24 protein-coding genes and 1 pseudogene are annotated in these 24,073 nt (G+C 72.7%); 12 read left to right on the forward strand and 13 right to left on the reverse strand.

From position 1 onward, the window contains the following. From BSZ37_RS22230 to BSZ37_RS19950, 6 genes and pseudogenes are all read left to right on the forward strand, one after another. A pseudogene (locus BSZ37_RS22230) lies at positions 1–542 on the forward strand (hypothetical protein); the annotation flags it as partial. 120 nt (positions 543–662) lie between these two features. Further along, positions 663–998: a YbaB/EbfC family nucleoid-associated protein gene (locus tag BSZ37_RS19930; protein WP_218830586.1), complete on the forward strand. Its 336-nt coding sequence runs from the start codon at positions 663–665 to the stop codon at positions 996–998. Positions 999–1,107: 109 nt separating this feature from the next. Continuing rightward, positions 1,108–1,791, forward strand: coding sequence for a recombination mediator RecR (recR, locus tag BSZ37_RS19935; protein WP_095512227.1), 684 nt, complete (start codon positions 1,108–1,110; stop codon positions 1,789–1,791). A 73-nt stretch (positions 1,792–1,864) separates the two neighbouring features. Then, positions 1,865–2,431, forward strand: a complete 567-nt coding sequence (locus tag BSZ37_RS19940; RefSeq protein ID WP_095512475.1) for an LOG family protein — start codon at positions 1,865–1,867, stop codon at positions 2,429–2,431. Next, positions 2,431–4,080, forward strand: a complete 1,650-nt coding sequence (locus BSZ37_RS19945; RefSeq protein ID WP_095512228.1) for an ABC transporter permease — start codon at positions 2,431–2,433, stop codon at positions 4,078–4,080. The genes BSZ37_RS19940 and BSZ37_RS19945 overlap by 1 nt, the downstream gene beginning before the upstream one ends. A gap of 139 nt (positions 4,081–4,219) precedes the next feature. Continuing rightward, positions 4,220–5,353, forward strand: coding sequence for a saccharopine dehydrogenase family protein (locus tag BSZ37_RS19950; RefSeq protein ID WP_095512229.1), 1,134 nt, complete (start codon positions 4,220–4,222; stop codon positions 5,351–5,353). A 66-nt stretch (positions 5,354–5,419) separates the two neighbouring features. Here the strand turns inward: BSZ37_RS19950 and BSZ37_RS19955 are convergent, their stop codons facing one another. Continuing rightward, positions 5,420–6,103 carry an SDR family NAD(P)-dependent oxidoreductase gene (locus tag BSZ37_RS19955; RefSeq protein ID WP_095512230.1) on the reverse strand — a complete coding sequence of 228 codons (684 nt, stop codon included), beginning with the start codon at positions 6,101–6,103 and terminating at the stop codon, positions 5,420–5,422. Positions 6,104–6,175: 72 nt separating this feature from the next. Then, positions 6,176–6,655, reverse strand: coding sequence for a YybH family protein (locus BSZ37_RS19960; RefSeq protein ID WP_095512231.1), 480 nt, complete (start codon positions 6,653–6,655; stop codon positions 6,176–6,178). A gap of 264 nt (positions 6,656–6,919) precedes the next feature. Here BSZ37_RS19960 and sov point away from each other — a divergent pair, with 264 nt between their 5' ends. Genes sov through BSZ37_RS19975 form a run of 3 tightly spaced genes read left to right on the forward strand, consistent with a single transcriptional unit; the run spans position 6,920 to position 16,128 of the window. Next, entirely contained in the window at positions 6,920–14,887 is a 7,968-nt protein-coding gene (gene sov / locus BSZ37_RS19965; protein ID WP_095512232.1) for a T9SS outer membrane translocon Sov/SprA, read from the forward strand. Positions 14,888–14,936: 49 nt separating this feature from the next. Then, the gene (lipB, locus tag BSZ37_RS19970; RefSeq protein ID WP_095512233.1) at positions 14,937–15,725 is read left to right on the forward strand and encodes a lipoyl(octanoyl) transferase LipB; all 789 of its coding nucleotides are present in this window, start codon (positions 14,937–14,939) and stop codon (positions 15,723–15,725) included. A 46-nt stretch (positions 15,726–15,771) separates the two neighbouring features. Then, positions 15,772–16,128, forward strand: coding sequence for a hypothetical protein (locus tag BSZ37_RS19975; protein WP_095512234.1), 357 nt, complete (start codon positions 15,772–15,774; stop codon positions 16,126–16,128). A gap of 64 nt (positions 16,129–16,192) precedes the next feature. On the opposite strand, the gene BSZ37_RS19980 is transcribed toward BSZ37_RS19975, so the two are convergent. The 10 genes from BSZ37_RS19980 to BSZ37_RS20025 form a co-directional block, all read right to left on the reverse strand. Continuing rightward, positions 16,193–16,579: a DUF423 domain-containing protein gene (locus BSZ37_RS19980; RefSeq protein ID WP_095512235.1), complete on the reverse strand. Its 387-nt coding sequence runs from the start codon at positions 16,577–16,579 to the stop codon at positions 16,193–16,195. Next, the gene (locus tag BSZ37_RS19985; protein ID WP_095512236.1) at positions 16,569–17,090 is read right to left on the reverse strand and encodes a hypothetical protein; all 522 of its coding nucleotides are present in this window, start codon (positions 17,088–17,090) and stop codon (positions 16,569–16,571) included. Before BSZ37_RS19985 ends, BSZ37_RS19980 begins: the two co-directional genes overlap by 11 nt. Beyond that, positions 17,090–17,617, reverse strand: a complete 528-nt coding sequence (gene rsfS / locus BSZ37_RS19990; RefSeq protein WP_095512237.1) for a ribosome silencing factor — start codon at positions 17,615–17,617, stop codon at positions 17,090–17,092. Before rsfS ends, BSZ37_RS19985 begins: the two co-directional genes overlap by 1 nt. 53 nt (positions 17,618–17,670) lie before the next feature. Next, positions 17,671–18,114: a LytR C-terminal domain-containing protein gene (locus BSZ37_RS19995; RefSeq protein WP_095512238.1), complete on the reverse strand. Its 444-nt coding sequence runs from the start codon at positions 18,112–18,114 to the stop codon at positions 17,671–17,673. Between the two features lie 6 nt (positions 18,115–18,120). Beyond that, positions 18,121–18,693, reverse strand: coding sequence for a hypothetical protein (locus BSZ37_RS20000; RefSeq protein WP_095512239.1), 573 nt, complete (start codon positions 18,691–18,693; stop codon positions 18,121–18,123). A gap of 382 nt (positions 18,694–19,075) precedes the next feature. Then, a complete protein-coding gene (locus BSZ37_RS20005; protein ID WP_095512240.1) occupies positions 19,076–19,339 on the reverse strand; it encodes a hypothetical protein in 264 nt (87 codons plus the stop codon). Between the two features lie 126 nt (positions 19,340–19,465). Further along, entirely contained in the window at positions 19,466–19,777 is a 312-nt protein-coding gene (locus tag BSZ37_RS20010; protein WP_095512241.1) for a hypothetical protein, read from the reverse strand. 161 nt (positions 19,778–19,938) lie between these two features. Further along, positions 19,939–20,415 (reverse strand): hypothetical protein, encoded by a 477-nt coding sequence (locus BSZ37_RS20015; protein ID WP_095512242.1) that lies wholly within the window; start codon positions 20,413–20,415, stop codon positions 19,939–19,941. 89 nt (positions 20,416–20,504) lie between these two features. Continuing rightward, positions 20,505–20,981, reverse strand: a complete 477-nt coding sequence (locus tag BSZ37_RS20020) for a hypothetical protein (protein ID WP_143537759.1) — start codon at positions 20,979–20,981, stop codon at positions 20,505–20,507. Positions 20,982–21,089: 108 nt separating this feature from the next. After that, the gene (locus BSZ37_RS20025) at positions 21,090–21,590 is read right to left on the reverse strand and encodes an NUDIX domain-containing protein (RefSeq protein WP_218830588.1); all 501 of its coding nucleotides are present in this window, start codon (positions 21,588–21,590) and stop codon (positions 21,090–21,092) included. 39 nt (positions 21,591–21,629) lie between these two features. Between BSZ37_RS20025 and BSZ37_RS20030 the strand changes: the two genes are divergently transcribed. Continuing rightward, positions 21,630–21,869, forward strand: a complete 240-nt coding sequence (locus BSZ37_RS20030; RefSeq protein ID WP_095512245.1) for a hypothetical protein — start codon at positions 21,630–21,632, stop codon at positions 21,867–21,869. Here BSZ37_RS20030 and BSZ37_RS22440 read toward each other — a convergent pair. Continuing rightward, on the reverse strand, positions 21,866–22,402 hold the full coding sequence (locus BSZ37_RS22440) for a ComEA family DNA-binding protein (protein ID WP_218830589.1): 537 nt from the start codon (positions 22,400–22,402) through the stop codon (positions 21,866–21,868). The genes BSZ37_RS20030 and BSZ37_RS22440 overlap by 4 nt on opposite strands. Before the next feature lie 133 nt (positions 22,403–22,535). On the opposite strand from BSZ37_RS22440, the gene recO reads away from it, so the two are divergent. Next, the gene (recO, locus tag BSZ37_RS20040; protein ID WP_095512246.1) at positions 22,536–23,330 is read left to right on the forward strand and encodes a DNA repair protein RecO; all 795 of its coding nucleotides are present in this window, start codon (positions 22,536–22,538) and stop codon (positions 23,328–23,330) included. A 122-nt stretch (positions 23,331–23,452) separates the two neighbouring features. Next, the gene (locus tag BSZ37_RS20045) at positions 23,453–24,019 is read left to right on the forward strand and encodes a LexA family protein (protein WP_179299775.1); all 567 of its coding nucleotides are present in this window, start codon (positions 23,453–23,455) and stop codon (positions 24,017–24,019) included. The last annotated feature ends 54 nt before the right edge of the window (positions 24,020–24,073 follow it).

Genomic DNA, 24,073 nt, shown 5'->3' on the forward strand with positions numbered 1-24,073 from the left:
GTGCCCCGGCCCCCTCACCCCGGCCACGGGCGGCCCTGTTCGGCTCGCCCGCTCTCAAGCGCTCTGCCGGCGGCGACGGGCACGCCGGCTCGGCCGCGCTCCCCACCAACGCGCCGTCCGGCGACGGCCAGCCGGGCCCAGCGCCCGAGGCCCCGGCCGACCCGCTCGGCCCAGCCCTCGCCCGCGTCACAGACGCGTGGCCCCGGTTCGTGACCGCCGTGCGCGAGCGCGTCGGTGTGCGCGTCGGCGCCATCGTGAAGGCCGCCGCGCCGGTCCGCGTGGCACGCGGGGCCGTCGAGATCGGGATGGCCGACGCGTTCGGCGTCACGGTCGCGACCGACAACGACGCGGCGCTCTGCAACGTGCTGGCGGACGTCCTGGGCGGCGAGGCCCCGCCGGTCCGCTGGGTCGAGGCGCCCGCCGAGGCCGTCGAAACCGCCGCGCCCACCGACCCGTTCGAGGCGCTCAAGCAGATGCGCCAGGAGCACCCGGTCGTCCGCGCCCTCTTCGAGCAGTTCGGCGCCGAGATCGTCTGGCAGTAGCGGGTTCGCAGGATGGGGTCGGAGTTGGCTCCGGCCCCATCCTGCGAACTCCGAACCCTGACCGCAGGCCGGCGCAGCCAACTCACCACTCTGAACTCAACGATGGACGGACAACCCAACATGGCCGACCTGTTCGGCAAGATGGCCGACATGCAGCAGCGGATGGCCGACATCCAGGCCAAGCTCGCGGAGGAGCGCGTGACGGCCGAGGCCGGCGGCGGCATGGTCGCCGTCACGGCCGACGGGACTGGCCGCGTCGTCTCGATCAAGATCGAGCCCGACGCCGTCGACCCCGACGACCTCGAGCTGCTGGAGGACCTCGTCGTGGCCGGCGTGAACAAGGCCATCGAGGAGGCCGAGGCCGTCAAGGCCCAGAAGCTCCAGGAGGCCACGAGCTCGATGCTCCCGCCCGGCCTCGACCTCGGCAATCTGGGCGGCGGCCTGCCCAAATTTTAGGACCGGCGAGTTCTGCGGCTCGGACGGCCACCGTGGGGTCCGTATGACCCACCGCTGTCGCCCCCCCCGTGGCATCCTGACCCGCTCGCCCGCGCCTCCATTCCCGACCATGCACCTGACCTCCGAGACCGTCGAAGCCCTCGTCGAGCAGCTCTCGAAGCTGCCCACGATCGGGCGGAAGACGGCGCAGCGGCTGGCGGCCTTCATCCTCAAGATGCCGCGTGAGGAGGTCGTCGAGATCGCCCGGGCGATGGTCGCCGCGAAGGACCGCGTCAAGACGTGCTCGGTGTGCTTCAACGTGACCGACGTCGACCCGTGCCCCGTGTGCCAGTCGCCGAAGCGCGACCGGTCGATCATCTGCGTGGTCGAGGAGCCGAGCGACGTCCTCGCACTGGAGCGGACGGGCGACTACCGCGGGCTCTACCACGTCCTCGGCGGTGTGATCTCGCCGCTCGACGGGATCGGGCCGGATGACCTCCACGTGTCGGAACTCGTCGGTCGCGTGGCCTCGTCGACGGGGGCCGCCACCCCGGTCGTCGCGGAGGCAGCCGAGGGCTACGACGGGGCCGAGGCGCCTCCGAAGGAGGCCGAGCGCGTGCCGGTCAGCGAGGTCATCCTCGCCATGAACCCGAACGTCGAGGGCGACACGACGGCGTACTACGTGAGCCAGATGCTCCAGCCGTTCGGCGTGACGGTCTCGCGGATCGCGAGGGGCCTCCCCATCGGCGGCGACCTCGAGTTCGCCGACGAGGCCACGCTGAGCCGCGCGCTCGAAGGGCGGTCGGGCGTCTAGCCCGGCCCGCCTCGGGCCCGAGGTGGACCGCGCTGCGGTTCCCCGCCGGTCCTAGCTTCTGGGCATGTCTGAGATCCGTCGCGTCTGCGTCTACTGCGGCTCCCGCCCGGGGCTCCGCCCGGCCTACGCCGAGGCCGCGCGCCAGCTGGCCGTCTCGCTCGCCGAGGCCGGCGTCGGCATCGTGACCGGCGGCGGGCACGTCGGGCTGATGGGCGTCGTGGCCGACGCCGCGCTCGAGGCCGGCGGCGACGTCTACGGCGTCATCCCGCAGGCCCTCGTCGACCGCGAGGTCGGCCACACCGGGCTGACGGACCTCTACGTGGTCCAGTCGATGCACGAGCGGAAGGCGCTCATGGCCGAGCTCGCCGACGCCTTCGTGGCGCTCCCGGGCGGGCTCGGGACGCTCGAGGAGATTGCCGAGGCGCTCACGTGGGTCCAACTCGGCATCCACGCCAAGCCGTGCGCGCTCCTGGACGTCGAGGGCTACTACGCGCCGCTCGCCCGGTTTTTGGATCACACCGTCGAGGAGGGGTTCGTGCTCGAAGACCGCCGGGCCGCGATCCTCGTCGAGCCGACGCCGGAGGCGCTCCTGGCCCGCCTCCTCGGGACGCCCCCGGTGATGCCGCCCCTCGGAGGCTGATGCTGAGCCGCCGCGCCGCCTGGGCGCTCGCCGTCCCCGTCGTCCTCGTCCTCCTTGGCTACGTCGTGTGGCCGAACGTCGAGACCGCCCGCCTCGGGCTCGACGCAGGCCTCCTCGCCGATCTGTTCGGGCAGGGCCGCGCGGCCGGCACGCGCGCGCTCGTCAACTCCGTCGGCGTGTCGTTGGGGACGGTGTTCGGCGGCGGAGTCGTGGGGACCGCGCTCGCGTGGGCGCTGTGGCGCTACGACCTGCCGCTCCGCAAGACGCTCGGAGCCGTCGCCGCGCTGCCCCTCGCCCTCCCGCCGCTCGTCGGCGTCCTCGCGTTCCTGTTCCTGTACGGTGAGTCGGGGATGCTGCCGCGCGCGCTCCAGGCTGCCTTCGGGCTCGACGCCGTGCCGTTCTCGTTCGGCGGCGTCGGCGCGGTGCTGGCGGTCCACGTCTACGTGTTCTACGTCTACTTCTACCTGTTCGTCGGCGCCGCCCTCCGCGACCTCGACGCGTCGCTCCTCGACGCCAGCGCCGACCTCGGGGCCGGGCCGTGGACGACGTTCCGGCGCGTCGTGCTGCCGCTCCTCCGGCCGGCGCTCCTCGGCGCGTCGCTGCTCGTGTTCATGCTGTCGATGGCGTCGTTCACGGCGCCGCTCCTCTTCGCCGAGGGCGAGCCGTTCCTGACGACGCAGATCTACCAGTTCAAGACGAACGGCGCGCTCGATCGGGCCGCGGCGGTCTCGGTCGTCCTCACGGGGCTCTGCCTCCTGTTCCTCGTCGGCGTCGAGTTCCGGGGCGCGGCGACGCGGTCGACTAGCAGCAAGGGCGTCGGGCGCGGGCCGGGGCCGCTTCGGGGGCCGGCCCGCGTCGTGGCCGGCGTGCTGGCCGTGGTGATGCTCGTCGTCGTGCTCCTGCCCGTCGCCACGGTGGTCCTGCTGTCGTTCGTGGAGGAGGGCTCGTGGACCACGCAGGTGCTCCCGGACACGTTCACGGTCGCCAACTACACGGCGCTCTTCGCCCAGCCCGACGTCCTCGCCCCCATTACCAGTTCGTTGTGGATGGCCGCGCTCGCGACGGCCGCGAACGTCGTGTTCGGCGTGGCGACGGCGCTCGTCGTGGTAAAGGGCCGCGTCCCGGGCCGCGGGCTGATCCGGGCGCTCGCGCTCCTGCCGTTCGCCGTGCCGGGGACGGTCCTCGCGCTCGGCCTCCTCTTCCTGTTCGACGAACCGACGGCGCTCTCCGGCGGCGCGGTCCTCATCGGGACCGTGTGGCTGCTCCCCCTCGCGTACTTCGTCCGCCACATTCCCCTCGTGGTCCGCTCCACGCAGGCGTCGCTGGAGGGCTTCGACGACCGGCTCGCGGAGGCCTCGGCCGACCTGGGGGCCGGCGGGTGGACGACGTTCCGGCGCGTCGTGATGCCCGTCATCGGGCCGGGCGTGGTGGCCGGCGGGCTCCTCACGTTCGTGACGGCGCTGGGCGAGTTCGTCGCCTCGATCATGCTCTACGTCTACGCCAACCGGCCGATCTCGGTCGAGGTGTTCGCACAGCTCCGGATCTTCGCGTTCGGGCAGGCCGCGGCGTACAGCGTGCTCCTGATGGCGCTCGTGGCGCTCGCCGTCGTCGCCAGCCGGCGGCTCGGCGGGCGGGCAGAGCTCGGCTGACCCGGTCCGCCTCGGCGCCCGAGGCGGGCGGGCTGGGTCACCTCCGAGCCGGGCTGGCGAGGGAGTCATTTGATGAGAGCGGTTCCACCTCGCGGAGCGAAGCCCCTACCTTTCAGACTCCCCTCTCTGGCGCCCGTCCATGAAAGTCACCGTCCTCGGAGCCGGCACCATCGGCACGGCCGTCGCTGTCGACCTCGCCACGAGCGGCGACGCGACGCGCGTGCAGGTCTGCGAGGCCCAGCCCGCCACGCTCCGGGCGTTCCGCGCGGCCCACGCGCACCCGAACCTCCGGACGTTCGAGGCCGACGCACGCGACGCCCAGGCCCTCGAGCCGATCGCCAACGGGAGCGCCGTCGTCGTGTCGTGCGTGGGGCCCGAGCACTCGGACCGGCTGGCCCGGCTGGCGCTCGGCCTCGGGGCCCACTTCGTCGACCTCGGGGCCTCGCTCCGCGACGCGGGCCTGCCGGAGCTCGCCGAGCGGCGCCAGCGGTGGATCGTGACGGGCTGCGGGCTGGCGCCGGGCCTCGTCGGCGTCCTCGCCATGAAGGCCGTCGACGCGCTCGACGCCGCGCGCGCCGTCCGGATCCGGTTCGGCGACGTCCCGCTCACGGCGCCGGAGCCGTTCCGCCACCGGCTCGCCCACTCGGCCGAGCGGCTCATCGACGACTACACCGAGCCCGCGCCGGTCCTCGTCGACGGCCGCATGGAGACGCGCGAGCCGCTGACGGGCATCGAGCCCGTCGAGGTCGACGGGTTCGGGACGATGGAGGCGTTCTACGCGGGTGCCGGCCTGGGCAGCCTCGCCGAGGCGCTCGAAGGGCGCATCGGGAGCCTCGACGTCAAGACGATCCGCTACCCCGGCCACGCCGAACGGATGCGGTTCGTCCTCGACCTCGGCCTCGCCGAGCGGACCTCGCTCGACGTCCGGACGCACCTGACCTACCGCGACGTCCTCGTCCGCCGCCTCCGCAAGCGGCTCGGCGGCGACTACGACGACGCCGTCCTCCTCCGCATCGAGGTGGACGGGACGCGCGACGGGGAGGAGGGCACGCTCGTCTACGAGATGGTCGACCGCTGCGACACGGCCGGCGGGCTCTCGGCGATGCAGCGGTGCACCGGCTTCCCGGCCTCGACGGCCGCCGTCCTCCTCGGGGAGCGCGCGCTCCCGGGCGGCGGCATCGGCCCGGCCGACCGGGTCCTCCCGGTCGAGCCGTTCCTCGAGCGCCTGGCGGCCCGCGGCATCGCCGCCCAGGAGAGTTGGGCGCCGGCCTAGCGCCAGCCGTCCCCGCCGCGACGCCGAGGCGGGCGGAGCCCGACCGCCCGCGGCCGGCCGCGGCCTCTACCGCATCGAGCCGTAGGCGCGGAGGACGGACCCGCTGTGGACGGCGCCGGCCGACCCGCAGAGCGTGACGCACAGCCGGGCGACCTCGTCGACTTCGACGCCGCGCGTGCCCTCGGGCTCGTCGCCGAACAGGATCATCGACGGGGCCACGGCGGCGGCCGTGACGTCCTCGGCCCGGTACTCGGCCGCGATGGCCTCGACGAGGCGGACCACGCCGGCCTTCGCGGCCGAGTACGCGGCCTGCTCGGCCACCCCCTTGTCAGCGCCCTGGCCCGAGGCGAGCGCGACGAGCCGCCCAGCCTGCCCGGCCCCCAACATCCGTCGGACCGCGGCGCGGAACACCACGAACGTGCTCGTCAGGTTGACGTCGAGGGCCGTATGCCAGTCGGCGAGGGTGGTCTCGGCGAACGGCTTGCCGGCCCACATCCCGACCGTGTGGACGAGGCCGTCGGGCTCACCGAGACCGTCAGCGACGCGGGCGAACGCGTCGGCGACGGCGTCCTCGTCGGTCACGTCGGCCTCGAGCGAGAGCGCGCCGACGTCATGGGCGTCGCGGTCGAACCCCGCCACCCGCGCGCCGGCCGCGGTGAGTTGGCCGGCCACGACGCGGCCGAGCCGCCCCGCGGCGCCGGTGACGACGATGACGCGTCCGGAGAGGTCAGGGACATGGGAATCGGGCATGAATCGTCAGGGGAGGTGAGCCAGGGAAGAGGGTCCCACGGGACCGGTGCCGCGAGCGAACCCCGCACGGTGCTATTCCGACGACGTGTGGTCGTGAACGACGCGCCAGCCGTCGGGCGTCGAGGCCAGGAGGAGCGTGAAGAGGCCGACGGGTCCCTCGCCCGGCGCGTCGCCGGCACGCTGGAGCCGCCACCGGCCCCACGCCAGCGCGCGGCGCGCCGAGAGCGGGTGGACCGTGAGGTCCGAGAACGTGAGCTGGCCCATGGCCTCGGCGTCGGGGTAGCCCCGGACGTAGCCGTACAGGGCCTCCTCCCAGCCGTTTCGGACGGTCCCGCCCGAGAGGAACGTGAGCGTGTCGGTCCGCGCGTAGCCGTCCATGAAGCCGCGAACGGAGCCGTCGTTCCAGGCCTCGACCTGGGCGTCGAGCGTGGCGAGGACGCCGGCCTCGACGGCCTCGGCGTCGAAGCCGGCCTCGGGCACGGGCGGGGCCGTCGCCGCGCACCCCGCGAGGGCGACGGTGAGAACGGCGAGTCCGGCCAGACGGAGGGGCATGGGGAGCGTGGCGGGGCCCGACAGACTACGCACGGGAGGGCGCTCGTTGGCCCGGGCACACAGAAGCTCCCTTGTTCGCCTCCGAGGCCACGGGTAGCTTCGCGGTCCCTGGAGGGGCCCCGCCCGCACGTCGCGGGCGCCGCCGCATTCCGTCCACCGCCCGCGCCCTATCGACGCGTTCGCTACGCTCCGACCGTTTCCCCTGACGCCCCGGAGGCCACCTCGTGGCCCCGCCGCGTCGCCTCGTAGCCGACCGCCATCGTCTTGCGCGCGCCGTCCCCACGGACCCGCTTCCTCCCCCGCCGCGCGGCCACGCTCAGCGTCCTCGCGCTGGGCGGCCTGCTGGCCCTGATCGCCCGGCCCGACCGGGCGGCGGTCGCGAGCCCGGCCGCGTGGCCCTGGCGGATCGCTGCGGACACGGACACCGTCGCCGTCCCCGCCCCGGACCGCCTCCCCGTCCTCCGCGACACGACCGAGGCGGACACCGTCGAGACGGACACGGTCGAGGCGGAGGCCCCGGCCCCGCCGGCCTCGGGCGCCGCGCCAGCCGACACGACGGCGCGCCCGGCCGACGACGACTTCGGCTTCGTCGTCCCCGACACCATCGCGGTGTCGGACACGCTCGACGTCGCCGCGGCCGGCACGACCGACGCCGGCACGACCGACGCCGACTCGACGGAGCGGGCCCGGACGTACTTCCCGCGGCCGCTCGACAGCAGCCCCTACGTGTCCGTCGTGCCGCAGTACCTCCCCGGCGTCCGCGGGCGGCTCGGGACCTACTGGCGGCGCGAGGTCACGCTCGACACGACGGCCTACGCCTACCGCGTGCGCGAGGTCGTCGGCGAGGACGAGGTCCGGACGCCGGCCACGTTCACGCTCGACGAGTTCCTCGCGGCCCGCCGCCAGGAAGCCGTCGGCGAGCAGTTCCGGACCCTGGCCGCCCAGCGCGCCGACCGCCAGCAGGCCCGCCGCAACGGGTTCGGGTTCGCCGTCGACATCCCGGGCGGCAACGAGAGCGCGTTCTCGACCATCTTCGGCAAGAACGAGGTGGCTCTCACGGTCAACGGCACGTCGAACGTCAACCTCGGCGTCCGCTACGACCAGAACAGCCTCCAGCAGTCGCTCTCGCAGGGCGGGACGCCGTTCGCGCCCGACTTCGGCCAGGACCTGAACCTCAACGTGGCCGGCACGATCGGCGACAAGCTGGCCATCAACGTCAACTACGACACGCAGAGCCAGTTCGACTTCGAGAACCAGGTCTCGCTCGTCTACACCGGCTACGAGGACGACATCGTCCAGCGGGTCGAGGCCGGCAACGTGTTCCTCCAGACGCCGGCCACGCTCATCCGCGGCGGCCAGCGCCTCTTCGGCATCCGGACCGACCTCCAGTTCGGGCCCCTCGCGGTCACGGCCGTGGCGAGCCAGCAGGACGCCGAGACCGTCAACAAGACGTTCGAGGGCGGCGCCGACGCCCAGCAGTTCTCGCTCGCCCCGTACGACTACGAGGACGACACGCACCTCTTCCTCGGCTTCGCCTTCCACAACTGGTGGGACCGGGCCCACGAGCGGCCGCAGAACCCGCAGCTCCCGCCCAACCTCCGGCGGTTCGTCGGGATCGAGGTGTGGAAGCACGAGCCCGGCCTCATCAACTCGACCGACGAGAACATCGAGACGACGTGGGCCGTCGCCCTCGCCGACCTCGGCGAGCCCACGGCCGTCCTCGACGGCGGCGAGTCGTACCTCGGCGAGTTCGACCCGATCACCGGCCGCTACGACAACGAGGTCGTCCCGCTCCCGGCCCCGGGGGAAGACCAGTACCCAGACGGGCTCCTCGAGGGGGTCCGCCAGAACGGGGCCTCCGTCACGGCCGACATCGCCAACGGGCTCCAGCGGCCGCTCCCGGCGACAGGTGCCTTCTCGAACAACGTGTTCAAGCGGCTCCGGGCCAACATCGATTACACGTTCGACGCCCAGCTCGGCTGGATCTCGCTGGCGACCTCGCTGACCGACAGCGACCTCATCGCCGTGGCCTACCAGTACGAGACGACCGACGGCCGGCTCGTCACCGTTGGCGACTACGGCCGGCCGGCCCAGTCGACCTCCCAGAACGGGCCGCGCACGATCCTCAAGCTCCTCCGCGCCGAGTCGCCGACGCCGGTGGCCCCGCTCTGGGACCTCACGATGCGGAACATCTACCGCATCGGCGGGCGGAGCCTCAACCCGACGACGTTCCAGCTCGCCGTGACCTACGAGCCGGCCGGCTCGTCGGCCGGCACGACGCCGCCCGCCGACGAGCTCTCGTTCGAGCAGCGGACGTTCCTCGAGGTCCTCGGCCTCGACCGCGTCAACGAGCAGGGCCTCGCCACGCCCGACGACGTCTTCGACTTCAGCTCGGGCGTGACGGTCAACCCCGACAACGGCCGCGTCATCTTCCCCGTCCGCCAGCCCTTCGGCGACTACCTCTACAACCTCATCGACACGGGCTGGACCGTCGGGACGATCGGGACGAACAACGGCCGGATCGCCGTCTCGTACGGCGCGCTCACGCCGGCCCAGGCCCTCGAGACCTACGTCCCCCGCCTCGCCGACGGGACCGCGCGCGGCCAATCGCTCTACGACCTCGAGCCCGAGAACGCCCGGCGCCGGCTCCCCCGCCTCACCGACTACCGCGTCGGCGGCGAGTACAAGAGCGCGACGCAGTCCATCTTCAACATCGGGTTCCAGCTCGTCGAGGGGACCGTCCGCGTGACGGCCGGCGACCTCGAGCTGACCGAGGGCGTCGACTACCGCGTCAACTACACGGCGGGGACGGTCGAGATCACGAACCCGACGTACCTCCTCGAGGGCCAGCGCGTCGCCGTCGAGGTCGAGCAGAACAAGTTCTTCTCGATCGGCTCGAAGACGCTCCTCGGCCTCCGTGCCGACTACACGCTGAGCGAGGACTTCGGCCTAGGCGCGACGTGGATGCAGCTCTCGGAGCGCCCGCTCGGCGACAAGTTTCGCGTGGGCGAGGAGGCCCTCGACAACTCGATCGTCGGGCTCGACGGGGCGTTCCGGGCCGAGCCCCGCTGGCTCACGCGGGCCGTCGACGCGCTCCCGTTCATCCAGACGCGCGCGCCGTCGCGGTTCGAGATCCGCGGCGAGGTCGCCCGGCTCACGCCCGGCCACCCCCAGACGCTCGCCTACCGGCGGACCCGCGACGCGCTCCTCGAAGACGACCTCGACTTCGCCGAGGACGAGCTCTCCGGCGTCAGCTACGTCGACGACTTCGAGGGGAGCGAGAACGCCTACACGGCCCTCCGCTTCCCCGACGGCTGGCAGATCGCGGCGCCGCCGAACGGGGGCGAGGACCAGGGGGCGGTCACGGCCGGGCCCCCGGGCTCCCGCGACGGCTCGGCCAACGAGGACGACGTGACCGACCCGGTTCTCCGGTCCAACTGGCGCGGCCTCTTCGCCTGGTACACGATCCCGTCGAGCGTCTACGAGGCCGGCGGGTTCGGCCCGATCCTCACGCCGGCGACGGAGAAGATCACCGTCGAGGACCTCTACCCCGAGCGGGCCCTGACGCTGAACTCGACGGAGCGCCAGTACCCGGTCGACCTCCTCGACGTCTACTTCGACCCGACCCGCCGCGGGCCCTACAACTACAACGGCGACCTCGCCGGCGTCTTCGCCCAGAACCCCCGCGACGTCTGGGGCGGCTTCGTCCGGCCCATCGAGAACTCGTACTCGAACTTCGACGGGCAGAACAACATCGAGTTTATCGAGCTCCTCGTCTCCCCGCTGGGCGGGAAGGACGGGACGGAGCCGATCGCCGAGACGGCCCGGCTCTACATCGACCTCGGCCGCGTCAACGAGGACGTCATCCCGAACGGGTTCCTCAACTCCGAGGACGGCCTCCAGAACGGCGACGCGCCCTCCGGCGACACCGACTCGTGGAGCCGCCGCCAGACCGGCCGGACCAACGGGTTCGTCGACTTCTTCGAGGACACCCAGCGGACCGAGGACCTCGGCCTCGACGGGCTCCCCTCCACGGCCGACCTCTCAGACGGCCGGGGGCAGGTCCCCTACGGGCTCGACGAGCAGACCCAGTTCCGAGCCTTCCTCGACTCGCTCGACCCGAACACGCCGGTGGGCCGCCGGGCCGCCGACGACCCCTCCGGCGACGACTTCTACAACTTCCTCGACCAGCGCTTCTTCAACGACCAGCTCTACCCCGGCCCCAACGCGGCGACGGTCCAGGAGCGGTTCGCCCACTACCGCGTGGCCCGCGAGCTCAACTCGGCCGAGGCCCAGTCGAACCTGAAGGACGGCCAGGGCATCTCGGTGGTCCCGAACTCCGAGGACGTCAACGGGAACAACACGCTCGACGCGGCCGAGACCTTCCACCGCTACGAGATCCCGCTGGAAGCGGACGCCCTCGCCGCGAGCCCGTTCTTCGTCAACCCGATCACGACGCAGAGCCGCATCCCCGGCGCCGGCGAGCAGACGTGGTACCTCCTCCGGATCCCGGTCCGGACGCAGAGCGACGCCAAGACGGAGGTCAACGTCGAGCCCGACGACTTCTCGCGGATCGAGAGCGTCCGCGTCTGGACGACGGGCCACGACCGGCCGGCCACGCTCCGGATCGCGTCGTTCGAGCTCGTCGGGAGCCAGTGGCTCAAGTCGGAGGAGGTCGGGTTCCTCGAGGAGGGCGTCGAGGACGACCCGGACGCGACCGGCGGGACACCGCCCCAGCTGTTCATCGAGTCGGTGAACAACGAGGAGAACCGGTCGATCTACGCCGTCCCCAAGGGGACCATCCAGAACACGGCGCGGACGCCGAGCGGGCAGCTCCGGGCCACGCGCGAGCAGGCGCTCGTCTTCCGCGCCGAGGGCCTCGCCGACGGCCGCCGCGCGGCCCTCGCCCGGTCCTACGCGACCCGCCCGCTCGACCTGACGAAGTACTCGAACCTCCGCCTCGCCGTCCACGGCGACGGGTTCGACCGGCGCGACTCGATGCGCGTGTTCGTCCGGTTCGGCGACGACGAGACGGCCAACTACTACGAGCTCGAGCAGCCGGTCTACCCGTTCGACCCCGCCCGCCTCGGGACGCTCACCGACGAGTGCCTGAGCGACCGGCCGTTCAACTGCGCCCAGTCGGACAGCCTCTGGCAGACGAACGTGCCGGTCGGCGGCGGCGAGACCCGCGACCTCAACCCGATCAACGTGGTCCTCTCGGAGCTCAACCGGGCCAAGCTGGAGCGCGACCAGAGCCAGTTCGCCATCGACGAGCGGTTCACGCTCACGGACGTCGAGGGCGCCCCGCCGGGCGCGACGATCACGGTCCGCGGCCAGCCCTCGATCCAGGACGTCCGGACGGTCGTGCTCGGCGTGCGGAACGGGGCCGGCGGGGCGGCCATCGTCGACACGGTCTCGATCTGGTTCAACGAGCTCCGGGTGACGGGCTACGACGAGGCCGGCGGGGCGAGCGGGTTCGTCACGGCCGCGCTCGCGCTCGCCGACGTGGCCTCGCTCAACGCGCGGCTGAGCTTCACCGACGACGGGTTCGGCGAGCTCGGCGGCGCGCTCGGCGGGCGCGCGTTCGCCCAGCAGTCGGCGTTCACCTTGACGTCCCAGTTCAACGCGCACAAGCTGCTCCCCGAGCGGTTCGGCTGGAGCATCCCCGTGTCGTACTCCGTGACGCGGAACAACTCGACGCCGCGGTTCGACCCCGACAACGGCGACGTCCGCCTCGACGACCTCGTCGAGGCGGCCCGGGCCGACGTGGGCACGGGCGAGGACCCGGCCGTGGCCGACGTCCGCGCCCAGGACATCCTCGCCCGGGCCCGGACCGAGACGTCGTCGCAGAACCTCCGCGTGCAGGCGTCGAAGACCGGCAGCCGCTCGCCGTGGCTCCGCTACACCGTCGACGGGCTCTCGGCGTCGTACTCGCTGTCGTCGCAGCGGGGGTCGAACCCGTCGGCCGCGTTCAACAACTCGGACTCGTGGACGGGCACGGTGAACTACCGCCTGACCGTGCCCGACCCGTACGCTGTCCGGCCGTTCTGGCTGCTCGACTCGGTCCCGGTCCTCGGGAGCGTGTTCGGCGGGCTCCGCCTGAACCTCCTCCCGCAGAGCCTGACGATGAACACGGACGCCTCGCGGAGCCTCTCGGCGAGCCAGCAGCGGCTCGGCGTCGACTTCCTCTCGGAGCCCCAGGAGGTCCGCGACTTCCGCGCGCTCACGCGGCGGACGCAGCGGTTCGAGCACGGCCGCCAGTTCAACGTCCAGTACACGCCGTTCCCGTTCCTCCAGCTGAGCTACGGCTCGGACACGGACCAGGACCTCGGCGCGGCCGGCCAGCGCGAGCGGTTCCGGACGCTCGTCCGCGAGCGCGTCTCCGGTGACTCCGTCGGGTTCTACCGCGTCTACGAGGGCCTCAGCCCGTCGGCGGCCCGCTCCGACACGAGCGCCGTGTACCAGGACCTCGTCAACGAGCTCGACGGGTTCAACGCGGGCGACGCGTTCCCGGACAGCCGCGTCGAGGTCCTCGGTGGGAGCGACCTCGACGTCCTCCCGCTCGGCGAGGCCCTCGGCAACGTGTTCGCGGGCGGGATCCGGACGCGCCAGTACACGCAGCAGTCGACGGCCTCGCTCCGCGTGAGCACGTCGCGCTACAAGTGGCTCTCGTGGCTCCAGCTCCAGCCCATCGCCGTCTCGACCAACTACACGTGGCGCGACCAGCCGAGCGCGGCGGCGCCCGAGCTCGAGGTGGCCTCGGCCGGGGCCACGGCCTCGGTCCAGAGCTCGGTCCGGATCCGCCCGCGCGAGTTCTGGCGGCTCTTCCCGTTCTACCGGTCCTGGGAAGGGCGCCAGCCGGCCGTCGCCGCGACGGACTCGACCGGCGGCGGGGCGCCCTGGTTCAGCCCGCTCCGCCTCGCGCGCCGCGCGTTCCTCGCCGCGACCGGCATCGACGACGTGACGCTGACCTACCGGGGCTCGACGACGGCGGCCACGGCCGGCCTCGACGGCCAAGCCTACAGCCTCCTCTCCGGCCTCACCGGCGCGGCGCCGTCGCTGGGCTACCGCCTCGGCCTCGACCGCGAGATCGGGCTCGACCAGCGGATCAACACCGACGCCGCGTTCAACACGTTCTCGGACGTCCTCGGGGCCAACCACGACCTCGACCTCCGGACGCAGCTCTCGCCCTTCCGCGGCCTCTCGATCGGCCTCTCGATGCGCTCGGCGTTCGGGACGAATGAGGAGGTCGACTTCCAGATCCCGGAGGGCGGCGGCGACCCGGCCCGCTCGATCGGCCGGCGGGCCGGCCAGGGGACGGCGACCATCTTCGCCTTCGGGGGGGGCTACGAGAGCCTCGTCGAGCGCCACGCGGCCCGCTACGACCCGAGCGCCACGCCGAACGAGGCGGGCATCATCGAGTCCGAGTTCCTCTCGCCGACCGGCTTCGCCGACGACTTCACGGCCGAGCTCTCGCGCGGGCTCGGCGGGTTCGGCCCGAACGGGCTGTTCACGATCCCGCTGCCCAACTGGAACATCACGTACTCGGGGCTCGAGCGGCTCCCGCTCCTCCGGGCGATCGCCTCGAACGTGAGCCTCCAGCACGGCTACTCGGCCACGTCGGAGACGCAGTTCGCGACCATCTTCGACCAGGACGCCCGGTTCTTCGAGTTCGACGGGGCCGTCTACGGCGGCGCCGCGGCCATCGCCGACGGGGGCTACGACGAACCGACCTCGATCACGGTCAACGAGCGGTACCAGCCGCTCATCGGGCTCTCGTTCGCGTTCAAGGGGAACATCCAGGCGAGCCTCTCGACCAACCGGACGTCGCTGTTCACGCTCCAGGCGCTCTCGGCCCAGGTGTTCGAGAAGACGTCGCGCGACCTGCGCGTCGACCTCTCCTACGCCCGGACGGGGCTGAGCCTCTTCGGCATCCGCGGGCTCAACAACCAGATTCGGTTCCAGCTCACGGCCCTCGTCGCCGACGACGAGACGTTCATCGGGCTCCCGCTCCAGCAGGACGTGCTCTTCACGCTCAACGGCGAGCCGCTGACGGAGCAGACGGCGGTCGAGACGTCGCGCCTCCAGCTCTCGCCGCAGATCAGCTACACCGTCTCGAGCCAGGTCACGGCCAACCTCCTCGCGCAGTACGAGCAGACGACCTCGGAGCAGGCCGGCACGACCAACCGCTTCACGGGCGGCGTCAGCCTCCGCATCCTGTTCTCGAACTAGGGACGGCGCTCGGGGGTTGATCCGGGCGACGACCGGACCCCGAGCGCCCATGATGTCCCCGCCCCAGCCCGCCGACGTCCTCCGCCTCGGGCGCGTGCCGTACCGAGAGGCGTGGGACTTCCAGGCCGTGCTCCAACAGCGGCTGGTGGACGCCAAGCGAGCCGGGCCTCCCGAGCCGCTCCCGCACACGGTCCTCGTGGTCGAGCACCCGCCGGTCTTTACGCTCGGCAAGAGCGGCGACCCGGCGAATCTCCTCGCCTCGGAGGACGAGTTGGCCCACCTCGGGGCCGAGTACGTCCCGGTCGATCGCGGCGGCGACATCACGTTCCACGGGCCTGGCCAGGTCGTCGTGTACCCGATCCTCGACCTCGACCGGCTCGCGACGCCAGAGGGCGAGTCGCTCCACGACCTCCACCGCTACCTGCGGGAACTGGAGGAGGCCGTCATCCGGACGTGCGCTGACTGGGGCGTCGAGGCGGGTCGGGTCGGCGGGCGAACGGGCGTCTGGGTCGGGCCGGACGGCCACGGCGACGAGCGGAAGGTCTGCGCGATGGGGGTCCGCTGCAGCCGGTGGGTCACGATGCACGGCCTCGCGCTCAACGTGACGACGGACCTGGGGTGGTTCGACCGGATCGTGCCGTGCGGCATCGACGACCGCGGCGTGACGTCGCTGGAGCGGGAGTCCGACCGTCCGGCCCCCTTCGACGCCGTCGCCGATCGGCTCCTCGTCCACCTCGGCGAGCGGCTGGGGCTGGCCGTGACCGAGCACGCGGGCCACGCGGCGTGGGCGCGCCTCAAGGAGATCACACGCGAGAATCTCGGCGCGGAAGCAACTTGAGGGGGGGCGGGGTACGTTGACGGCCTCCCCCCTCCCCCCTGTGCCCATGCCTCCCTTCAACGTCGACCAGTTCGCCCGCCAGCTCCTCGCCGAAGCCCTCTTCTACGACGAAGAGTATGGGGCGCTCGGCAACGTCAGCCTCATCGACAAAGAAAGCGTCCGCGAGCGCTACCTCGCCTCCTACGACCCCGACCGCGACACGTACCTCATCGAGGAGGCCGTCGAGTGGGAAGAGCTCGACGCCGACGAGGACGGCGAAGTCGACTACGCGCTGGCCGTCGACGGCCAGGAGTACGGGACCTACGGGACGCCCGAAGAGGCGGCCGAGGTGCTCATGACCCTCGCGCGCGACAACAACCTCGGGCCGAGCTTCATGATCCTCTTCGACGAGGACCAGGCCTAGCCGACCTCTGCTCGTCCGACTCCGCCCGCCTCGGCCGACCGCCGGAGCGGGCGCTTGTTTGGAGTCAGCCCGGCGCCCCCTGACGCCAGAGCGCGACGGCGAGGGCCGCCCAGCCGCCCATGAACGAGAGCCCCCCGAGCGGGGCGACCGCGCCGAGCACCGGCAGGTCCAACAGGACGAGCGCGTAGAGGCTTCCCGAGAACAGGACGACGCCGGCCAGGAACAGCCGGCCCGCCCACCGCGCCGCCGAGGCCGACCGGGTCGCGGCGAGTCCGAACCCGACGATGGCCGCAAGTGCGTGGACGAGGTGGTACTGAGCCCCCGTCCGCCACGTCTCCAGGCGCTCGGGCGAGACCGCGCTCTCCAGCCCATGCGCGCCGAACGCGCCGAGCGCGACGGCCAGCGCGCCGAGGCCGGCGGCGACCGCCGCGAGCCGCCAGTCAGCCCGCATCGCCGCCCTCCGTCGTCCGTGCCGGCAACACCTGGAACGGGACGGCCGAGCCGTTGAGGCGCATCGTGTAGCTCCCGGCCTCGAACGCGCCCTGCAGCATGAAGTAGAACCGGAACGGACGGACGACGGCCGTGCACACGCGCTCGCGTGGCTGGCGCATCAGGAGCTCGACTGTCACGAAGTGGCTGTCCCGCGCCTGCGTCGGGTCGTTGAGCTCGGCGCAACCGTCGGGGAGGGCGCCCTGGACGAGGACCTCGACGGCCACGCCGTCGCCCGGGAGGGGCCGGCCCGCCGGGCGGACCGCCACGGAGTCGATGACGGCCGGGTAGAAGATGTACTGGGTGCTGTCGGTCACCGGCCGGAGCAGGACCGTCTCGCGGTTCGGGTCGCTCCCGACGCGGTAGCCGAACCGGTCGCGGTCGGGGCCGCCTTGGGCGCCGGACGCGCCACCGCAGGCACCGAGCGCGGCGCCCAGCGCGAGCGCGACGACGGCGGAGAGGAGCCGGCGCATCAGGCGCCCTCCTCGTCGTCGCCGTCGGCTTCGACCGGCTCCCCATCGTCGGGGAGTTCGTCCTCGGCCGTCGGGCCGTCGCCCGGGGCCTCCGGCACGGGGTCCGAGAGGAGCTTGACCGTCGAGTCCTCGTCGGAGACGGTCTCCGTGGGCGCGTCGCCCCAGAGCCGCTCGAGGTCGTAGTGCGATCGGAGCTCGGGGTCGAACACGTGGACGGCGAGGTCGAAGTAGTCGAGGACGATCCAGCGGCTCGTGCCGGGCTGGCCGTCGCGGGCCACGGGCCGCTCACCGGCCTGCTGACGGATCGCGTCGACCACGCCGTCGACGATGGCGCGGATCTGGAGGTCCGACTCGCCCGTCGCGATCACGAAGTAGTCGACCTCGCCCGAGATGCCGCGGAGGTCCATCACGGTCACGTCGCGGGCCCGCTTGTCGAGGGCCGCCTCGACGGCGATCTGGGCGAGCGCGCGGCCGGGCGTGGGGCCGGTGCGGCGGGTGCGTTGGGAGGTCGTCGAGGCAGAAGACATCAGGACAGGAGGGATCTCAACGGGGTCGGAGGGACCGGGTCGAACGTGGGGAGTCAGTCGGAGGATTCGTACGAGGCCAGCGCGCGGTAGTCGGCGCCGACGGTGACGGTGACGTCGAGGGAGTAATCGGTCGTCGGGCCGCCGGTCACGACGCGCTCGACGCCGAGGCCGAGGGCCTGGGCCACGTGGCGCGCGTCGAGGGCCGTGCCCGAACGCACGAGGACCGTCGTGGTGTCTTGGAAGGCGCCGTTCCCCAGCTCGACGACGTCGAACCCGCGGCGCCGGAGGAAGGCCGTCGTCTGCGCCGCCAGCCCGTCGACGCCGGCCCCGTTGCGGACCTCGACTTGGATCCGGGAGTGATCGGCCTCCTCGCGGTCGGGCACGGTCCGCGGCGTGAAGGCGCGCGTGGCGAACCCGTAGAGCAGGACGAGCACCACCACCGCCCCCACGACGAGGGCCGCGTTCAGTAGGCCGTCGCTCAGGCGGGACTCAGCCAAGCCGCGTCACTCGGCGTCGCGGAAGAACAGGTCGTCTGCCCCGCCCGTGTCGAACCCCGCCGAGAAGCCCGTCATGCCGGTGCCGCCGTAGAGGCCGGCGCCGAAGCCCGAGCGCGCGCCGTAGCCGTACGGCGAGGCGTACGCGCCGTACGGGCTCTGCTGCACGCGGAGGTGGAGCGTCGCGTTCTCCGTCGGCCGGTACGCGATCTCGGCGTTTCGGAGGAACACGCGCGTGTCGCCGGGGCTCTCGAGCCCGAGGCCGCTCTGGAGTTGGTCCGACCCGAACAGCCCGTGCATCACGCCGAGGTCGACGCGGCCGGCGAGGTTCTGGGTCGGCTGCCAACGGAGCGAGGCCGTGTACACGCCGAGGCCGAGCGACCCGAAGCCGCCCGTGCTGTAGCTCGCCTCGTACGACTGGCTGAACTTCAGCGTCTCGGCGTTGAACAGCTGGCCGAGACCGAGCGTGCTCGGCGTCTCCGAGAGCACGACCGGCGCCGGACGGGCCGGCACGTCGGCCGCGCGCTGGGCGCGGACGGGCACGGCGAAGGCGAGGAGGGCGGCGAGGGCGATCGTGCGCATCGGGGCGACGGAGCGGGGCGGGCAGGATAGATCGACCGCGAGCGGGAGTCAACCGGCGGCCGAGCCTGCTGAACGCGGGACGTGGGCGCGTGGTGCCCTCTGCGAGACGTCAGGCAACCGGAATGACCCGGTCCACCTCGGCAACGTCGTCGGACGGGCCGGGCGGCACGCCGAGACGCACCCGGGTGGCCAGCGCGGCGACGACGAACGCGGGGGTCGCCACCACGAGGATGCCTTATGGGATCCCCTGCCCCGCGTACACCGCCACGAGCGCCGCCCGCCGGAGCCGACGGCGCTCGGTCAGGGTGGGGAGCACGGAGAGGCGAGCGGTCACGGGGCTGTGGGGAGACGCCCGAACGTCGCCCCAGTCCGCCCCCAGACGCTACATCGTGTCAGCGGGCTCGTCGACCGGCGGCGTCGCGTCCTCGATCGGCGCGTTGAAGAGGTCGTCGCCGGTCTCCGCCGAGTCGGCCATGGCCTCGTCAGACGACTGGCCGTCGTCACGGGACAGGGGGTCCACATCCATCGGCGTGTCGGGGTCGGGGTCCGGGAGCTCCTGCGTTGCGTCAGGCGCGGGGTCGACTTGGTCGGGCCCGCAGGCGGCAAGCGGGAGCGAGAGCGCGAAGAGAAGGGCGAAAAAGCGCATGGCATGGCGGGTGACGTGGGGGGCGCCAACGGGCCGGGCTCCAGGCGGGATCCACGGGGAGCCCCTGAACGAGCGCGGGGCGGCCCCCCGGAAGGGACCGCCCCGCGACGGCGGATGCCGGACGGCTTACATGCCGTCGTCGTCCGTGGCCTCCTCGACGTCACCGGCCGCCTCGTTGACGGCGTCCTCGGTGGCCTCGCCAGCGTTGTCGAGGGCCGCCTCGGTCTCGGCGGCGGCCTCGTCGGCCTCGGCCTCGATGGCGTCGCCGGCGGCCTCGGCCTCCATGGCGGCGTCGTCGGCCGCGGCGTCGAGGTCGTCGCCGATCTGCGCGGCGTCGGCCTCGATGGCGTCGTCGGTCTCGTAGGTGTCGACGTCGTCACCGCAAGCGGCGAGCGGGAGCGACAGAGCGAGCGCGAAGAGCGCGATGTTCTTGAACATGATGGTATTGGGTAGGGTGAAGGTGTCCCGGGAGCGATCACCGGGGCCCGGCGGGGTGAGGAGCCGAGCGGGTCCTAGAACGGAAGGTCCACCATTGTGTTGCCCACGGCACTAGACAACCCTGTCCAATCTTCTGGACGACCATCAACATTCACCGTCTCTCATCCGTCGGCGCCGGCCGAATCGGCGGCGGTCGTGTCGGGCGCGAGGCGCTGCCCACTCCGCCGCAGCACGTCGCCAAGCGCGGCCAGTGGCGTCCCCGCCTCGGCGAGCGCTCCGGTCTGTTCGCCGACGTCGCGGAGCGTCCGCCCGATGCCCGGACCGTCGAGCGGGCTCGACTGAAGCTGGTTGCGAAGCGTCGTGAGGTCGTCCCGGAGCTCGGTCGCCCCATCCGCCGAGACGGTGTCGAGGCGGGCGATCCAGAGGTCGATCGTCTGGATGGCGACGGACGGCGAGACGGCCAGGAGGTCGCCGCTTACGAGGTCGAGCGTGCTCTCCGGGGAGACGGCCCGGACCATCGCCGTGTCGGGGAGCGACGCGTCGGGGTCGGAGGGCGCGACACGGGCGCCGTCGGAGGACGCGTCTGGACCGCAGGCGGACACGGCGAGGACGAGGGCGAGCAGGAGCGAAGGGCGCATGGGACGGGAAAGAGAAGCGGGGCGCATAAAAAAAGGCCGCCGACCGGACCCCGCGGGGTTGGTCGGCGGCCGAATCGGACCGGTGGGGCCTACATGCCCGCGAGGGAGTTGCCGGCGTCGGTCAGCGTGGTGCCGAGCGTCTCGAGGGCGCCATCACCCGCGGCGGCGGCCGTCGTGGCCTGGCCGAGGCTCTGGAGCGTCGCCCCGACCGCGGCGCCGTCGATCGGCGATGCCTGGAGCTGGCTACGGAGCGTCTCGAGATCGGCGACGACCGGCGCGAAGTCCGGGTTGCCCTCGAGGCGGTCGATCCACGCGTCGATGTTGCTGACGGCAGCGGCGGGCGCGAGGCTCGTGAGGCCTCCGGCCTCGGTGACAGCGTCGACGGTGGCCTGGGGCGTCACCTCAGGCGCGTCGTCCATCGTGGTGTCGTCCATCATCGGCTCGTCGACTATGGGGTCGGGGGTCTCGACGATGGTCGTGTCGGTCTCGGCGACCTCGGGCTCAGACTCGCAGGCCGCGAGAGGCAAGGCGAGGGCGAGAAGGAAAAGGGAGAGGCGGGTAGTCATGGCAGGGGGGAGGGTGAAAGGGCGGGGAGTCCGCTATCGGGCTAACCCGCTACCGAGGCCGCGGATCGCGGATCATTCGCATTTCACCCCGGATCGGGCGTCTCCTGACTACGCGGTCGGGACCTCTTCTCGGCCCTCGGCCCCCAACGCCGAAACCGTCCACTCGGCCGGACGGTCGCTCTCAGCGAGGGACGCGGCAAGGCGGAGGAGGCGAGCCTGCTCGGGCCACACCAGCCGGTCGGCCGCGGCCTCGGCGGGGAGCCACGCCGCCATGTCGTGCTCGTCGTCGAGCACCGGCTCGCCCTCGACCTCGGCGGCGAAGGCCGGAGCGAGAACGACGCGGTCGGCCGCCCAGTCGTAGTGGGCGTTGACGGAGGGGAGGGCCCAGAGTTGGAGGAGTCCGCGGCCGAGCCGCCAGCCCGTCTCCTCCGCGAGCTCGCGGAGCGCCGTTCGCCACGCCGGCTCGTCGCCGTCGATCTTCCCGCCGATCATGCGCCAGGAGCCCGCGTAGGCGTGGCCGGCCGCGCGGCGCGCGATCAGCCACTCGGTCCCACCGGCTGCTCTCCGGTACGGGTAAACGTCGACGGCGTGGAGCGAGAGGACGGGCACTCCCAGAGAACGGAACCGCGCGGGCGGGGTTCACACTCCATGGCCGACGGATCGATCTACCTCGTCATCGCGGGCACCTTCTTCGGGTTCATCGCGCTCGCCTTCATCCTGCTCTTCCCGGTGTACCGGTTCATGAAGCGCCAAGAGACCCTCTCCGACGACTGGACACCGGAGGCCATCGCCCGCCGCCAACGTCGCCAGTCCGCCCGCCCGGATGACGACGGCAGCGACCCGCTTCGCGACGACGGCCCGCCAGGCGGCGAGCCGGTCGCCCCTTAGAGCCGGATCCAGGGGCGCATCCGCTCGAGCGTCTTCTCGCCGATCCCCTTGACCTCGGTGATCTGCTCGGGCGTGCGGAACGGCCCGTGCGTCCGGCGGTGCTCGACGATCCGACCCGCCAGCGCCGGCCCGATCCGGGGGAGCCGCTGGAGTTCCTGGGCGGAGGCTGTGTTGAGGTTCGTCGGGGCCGGCGGCGGCTTGCCGGACCGGCGCGGCGCGGCGGCCCGCTCGACGGCGGCGTCCGCGATCTCGGCGGCGGTCGAGTCCGCCGCTGGAGCCGCCGAGGCGGGCGCCTCCGGCATCGCGGCGAGAGCCAGCGGGACCGCGGGCGCGGCCTCGCGCGTGGTATCGGCCGCGGCCGTGGCGAAGGCGGCATCGGAGGCCGCGTAGAAGTCGGCGGGGATCGGTGCCGAAGTCGCCTGGAGGTGCCGGGCGACGGTCCCGCCGAGGAGGGCGAGGAGCAGGGTGAGCGCGGCGGTCGCCTCGACCTCCGAGAGGCCGAGGCGCGTCCGAAGGCGGTAGAGCCAGGTCATGACGGAGGCGCGGGGCGGGGACGTGCGGACCTAGACCCGCCAGGGCTCGCCATACAACCCGGCCCGAGCTCGGACGCAGAACCACGCCGCCGCGCGGGCAGGCACCCTGTCCTCGCGGCGGCGTACATCCGACATGATCGTCCGCACCGACGCCGTCGTCCTCCACGCCTTCGACTACGGCGAGACCAGCCGGATCGTCCGCCTCCTGACACGGCCGCACGGCGTGATCGGCGTGATCGCGCGCGGCGCGCGCCGGCCGACGAGCACGTTCGGCTCGACGCTCCAGCCGATGTCGTATCTCCAGGCCGTGTACTACCACCGGGCAGGGCGGGGCCTCCAGACCTTGAAGGAGACGTCGCACGTGGTTCGGTTCAGGCGGCTCACGTCGGACATCGACCGGGTCACGCTCGGGCTCCGCGTGCTGGAGGTCACGCGGGCGGTCATCGAGGAGGGCGAGGCGCATCCCCTCGCGCTCGACCTCGTCGTCCGCACGCTCGAGCACCTCGACGAGGCCGAGGCCAACGCCGCCAACGCGGTCCCGTGGTTCCAGCTCCACCTGGCGGCCCTCCTCGGGTTCGCGCCCGACGTCCGACGGGAGGACGTCGAGGCCCTCGGCGACGACGGCGGGCGGCTCCTGCTCCAGAGCGGGACCGTCCTCCCCGCCGGCGCCGAGGCGAGCGCGATCGGCCTGGCGGCCTCGGCCGACGGGGTCCCGGCGAGCCGGGCCGCACTCCGGGCGTTCGCGATCCTCGCGCGGACTGGGCTCGACACGGCCGGTCGGATGCGGCTCGCACCCGACGTCCGCCGCGAGGTCGAGGGCCTCGTCGACGCGTTCGCCCGCGTCCACTTCGAGACGACGTACCCCGAGCGCGTCCGCGGGGTGGCCGACCAACTCGACGCCGCGTTGGGGCGGAACGAGGATATGTGAGCCGCCGGCGGCAACCGGCCCTCCGATGGCGGACGGCGGCCCCTCGATGCCGACTACCCATCTGTGCGGAGTTGTGTGTGATGGGCGTCTGCCCTACTTTGGCGGCGGACACCAGGCCCCCCATGAGCCGCCGCCAGCTGACTCAGAAGCAGCACGCCTTCCTCGAGTACCTCCGCGACCACGTCGACCAGCACAAGGTCTGGCCGACGTACCGCGAGATCGCCGACCACTTCGAGTACCGCTCGCCGAACTCGGTCACGCAGAACCTCCAGGCCCTCTCGCGAAAGGGGTTCCTCCAGCGCGGCCGCAACGGCTACGCCCTCGTCGAGCAGACGGCCCGCGACGGCTCGATCCGCGTGCGCGGCGCGCTCCGAGGAGGCCGCATCGAACCGGCCCCCTCCGATCGGCTCTCGCTGACGTCGCTCTTTCCGGACCTCAGCGGCTTCCACGCGCTCGAACTCGATGCCGGGACCGACCGGACCGGAGAGCTCGGCGACGCGCGTTACGTGTTCGTGGCGGAGGGCGACGTGGCGGAGGGCGACACGGCCGTCGTCATCGACGGCGGGCGGCTGTCGATCGGGCTCGCGGCCGACCTCACCCCGGACGCCGAGGTCCTCGGGCGCTACGCCGGGCACGCCGGGCCCTACGGCATCGTCCGGGCGGACGCCACGACGAGCGCCAGCGCCTGACGACGCGGCCCGGGAGCGCTTAAGGGGACGAGCGGAGGGCCGATACCGGCCGGG

This window comes from Rubrivirga marina (assembly GCF_002283365.1).
Classification (GTDB): Bacteria; Bacteroidota; Rhodothermia; order Rhodothermales; family Rubricoccaceae; genus Rubrivirga; species Rubrivirga marina.

Bases quoted from the DNA above. Each gene is read 5' to 3' on its own strand.
- BSZ37_RS20015 (WP_095512242.1), bottom strand. From the start codon at position 20,415: ATGCGCCCTTCGCTCCTGCTCGCCCTCGTCCTCGCCGTGTCCGCCTGC.
- BSZ37_RS20000 (WP_095512239.1), bottom strand. From the start codon at position 18,693: ATGCGCACGATCGCCCTCGCCGCCCTCCTCGCCTTCGCCGTGCCCGTC.
- BSZ37_RS19980 (WP_095512235.1), bottom strand. From the start codon at position 16,579: ATGCGGGCTGACTGGCGGCTCGCGGCGGTCGCCGCCGGCCTCGGCGCG.
- recO (WP_095512246.1), top strand. From the start codon at position 22,536: ATGATCGTCCGCACCGACGCCGTCGTCCTCCACGCCTTCGACTACGGC.
- lipB (WP_095512233.1), top strand. From the start codon at position 14,937: ATGATGTCCCCGCCCCAGCCCGCCGACGTCCTCCGCCTCGGGCGCGTG.
- recR (WP_095512227.1), top strand. From the start codon at position 1,108: ATGCACCTGACCTCCGAGACCGTCGAAGCCCTCGTCGAGCAGCTCTCG.
- BSZ37_RS20005 (WP_095512240.1), bottom strand. From the start codon at position 19,339: ATGCGCTTTTTCGCCCTTCTCTTCGCGCTCTCGCTCCCGCTTGCCGCC.
- BSZ37_RS19960 (WP_095512231.1), bottom strand. From the start codon at position 6,655: ATGCCCCTCCGTCTGGCCGGACTCGCCGTTCTCACCGTCGCCCTCGCG.
- BSZ37_RS19975 (WP_095512234.1), top strand. From the start codon at position 15,772: ATGCCTCCCTTCAACGTCGACCAGTTCGCCCGCCAGCTCCTCGCCGAA.
- BSZ37_RS20030 (WP_095512245.1), top strand. From the start codon at position 21,630: ATGGCCGACGGATCGATCTACCTCGTCATCGCGGGCACCTTCTTCGGG.
- BSZ37_RS19930 (WP_218830586.1), top strand. From the start codon at position 663: ATGGCCGACCTGTTCGGCAAGATGGCCGACATGCAGCAGCGGATGGCC.
- BSZ37_RS19950 (WP_095512229.1), top strand. From the start codon at position 4,220: ATGAAAGTCACCGTCCTCGGAGCCGGCACCATCGGCACGGCCGTCGCT.
- BSZ37_RS19955 (WP_095512230.1), bottom strand. From the start codon at position 6,103: ATGCCCGATTCCCATGTCCCTGACCTCTCCGGACGCGTCATCGTCGTC.
- rsfS (WP_095512237.1), bottom strand. From the start codon at position 17,617: ATGTCTTCTGCCTCGACGACCTCCCAACGCACCCGCCGCACCGGCCCC.
- BSZ37_RS19945 (WP_095512228.1), top strand. From the start codon at position 2,431: ATGCTGAGCCGCCGCGCCGCCTGGGCGCTCGCCGTCCCCGTCGTCCTC.
- BSZ37_RS19985 (WP_095512236.1), bottom strand. From the start codon at position 17,090: ATGCGCCGGCTCCTCTCCGCCGTCGTCGCGCTCGCGCTGGGCGCCGCG.
- BSZ37_RS22440 (WP_218830589.1), bottom strand. From the start codon at position 22,402: ATGACCTGGCTCTACCGCCTTCGGACGCGCCTCGGCCTCTCGGAGGTC.
- BSZ37_RS20010 (WP_095512241.1), bottom strand. From the start codon at position 19,777: ATGTTCAAGAACATCGCGCTCTTCGCGCTCGCTCTGTCGCTCCCGCTC.
- BSZ37_RS20020 (WP_143537759.1), bottom strand. From the start codon at position 20,981: ATGACTACCCGCCTCTCCCTTTTCCTTCTCGCCCTCGCCTTGCCTCTC.
- BSZ37_RS20045 (WP_179299775.1), top strand. From the start codon at position 23,453: ATGAGCCGCCGCCAGCTGACTCAGAAGCAGCACGCCTTCCTCGAGTAC.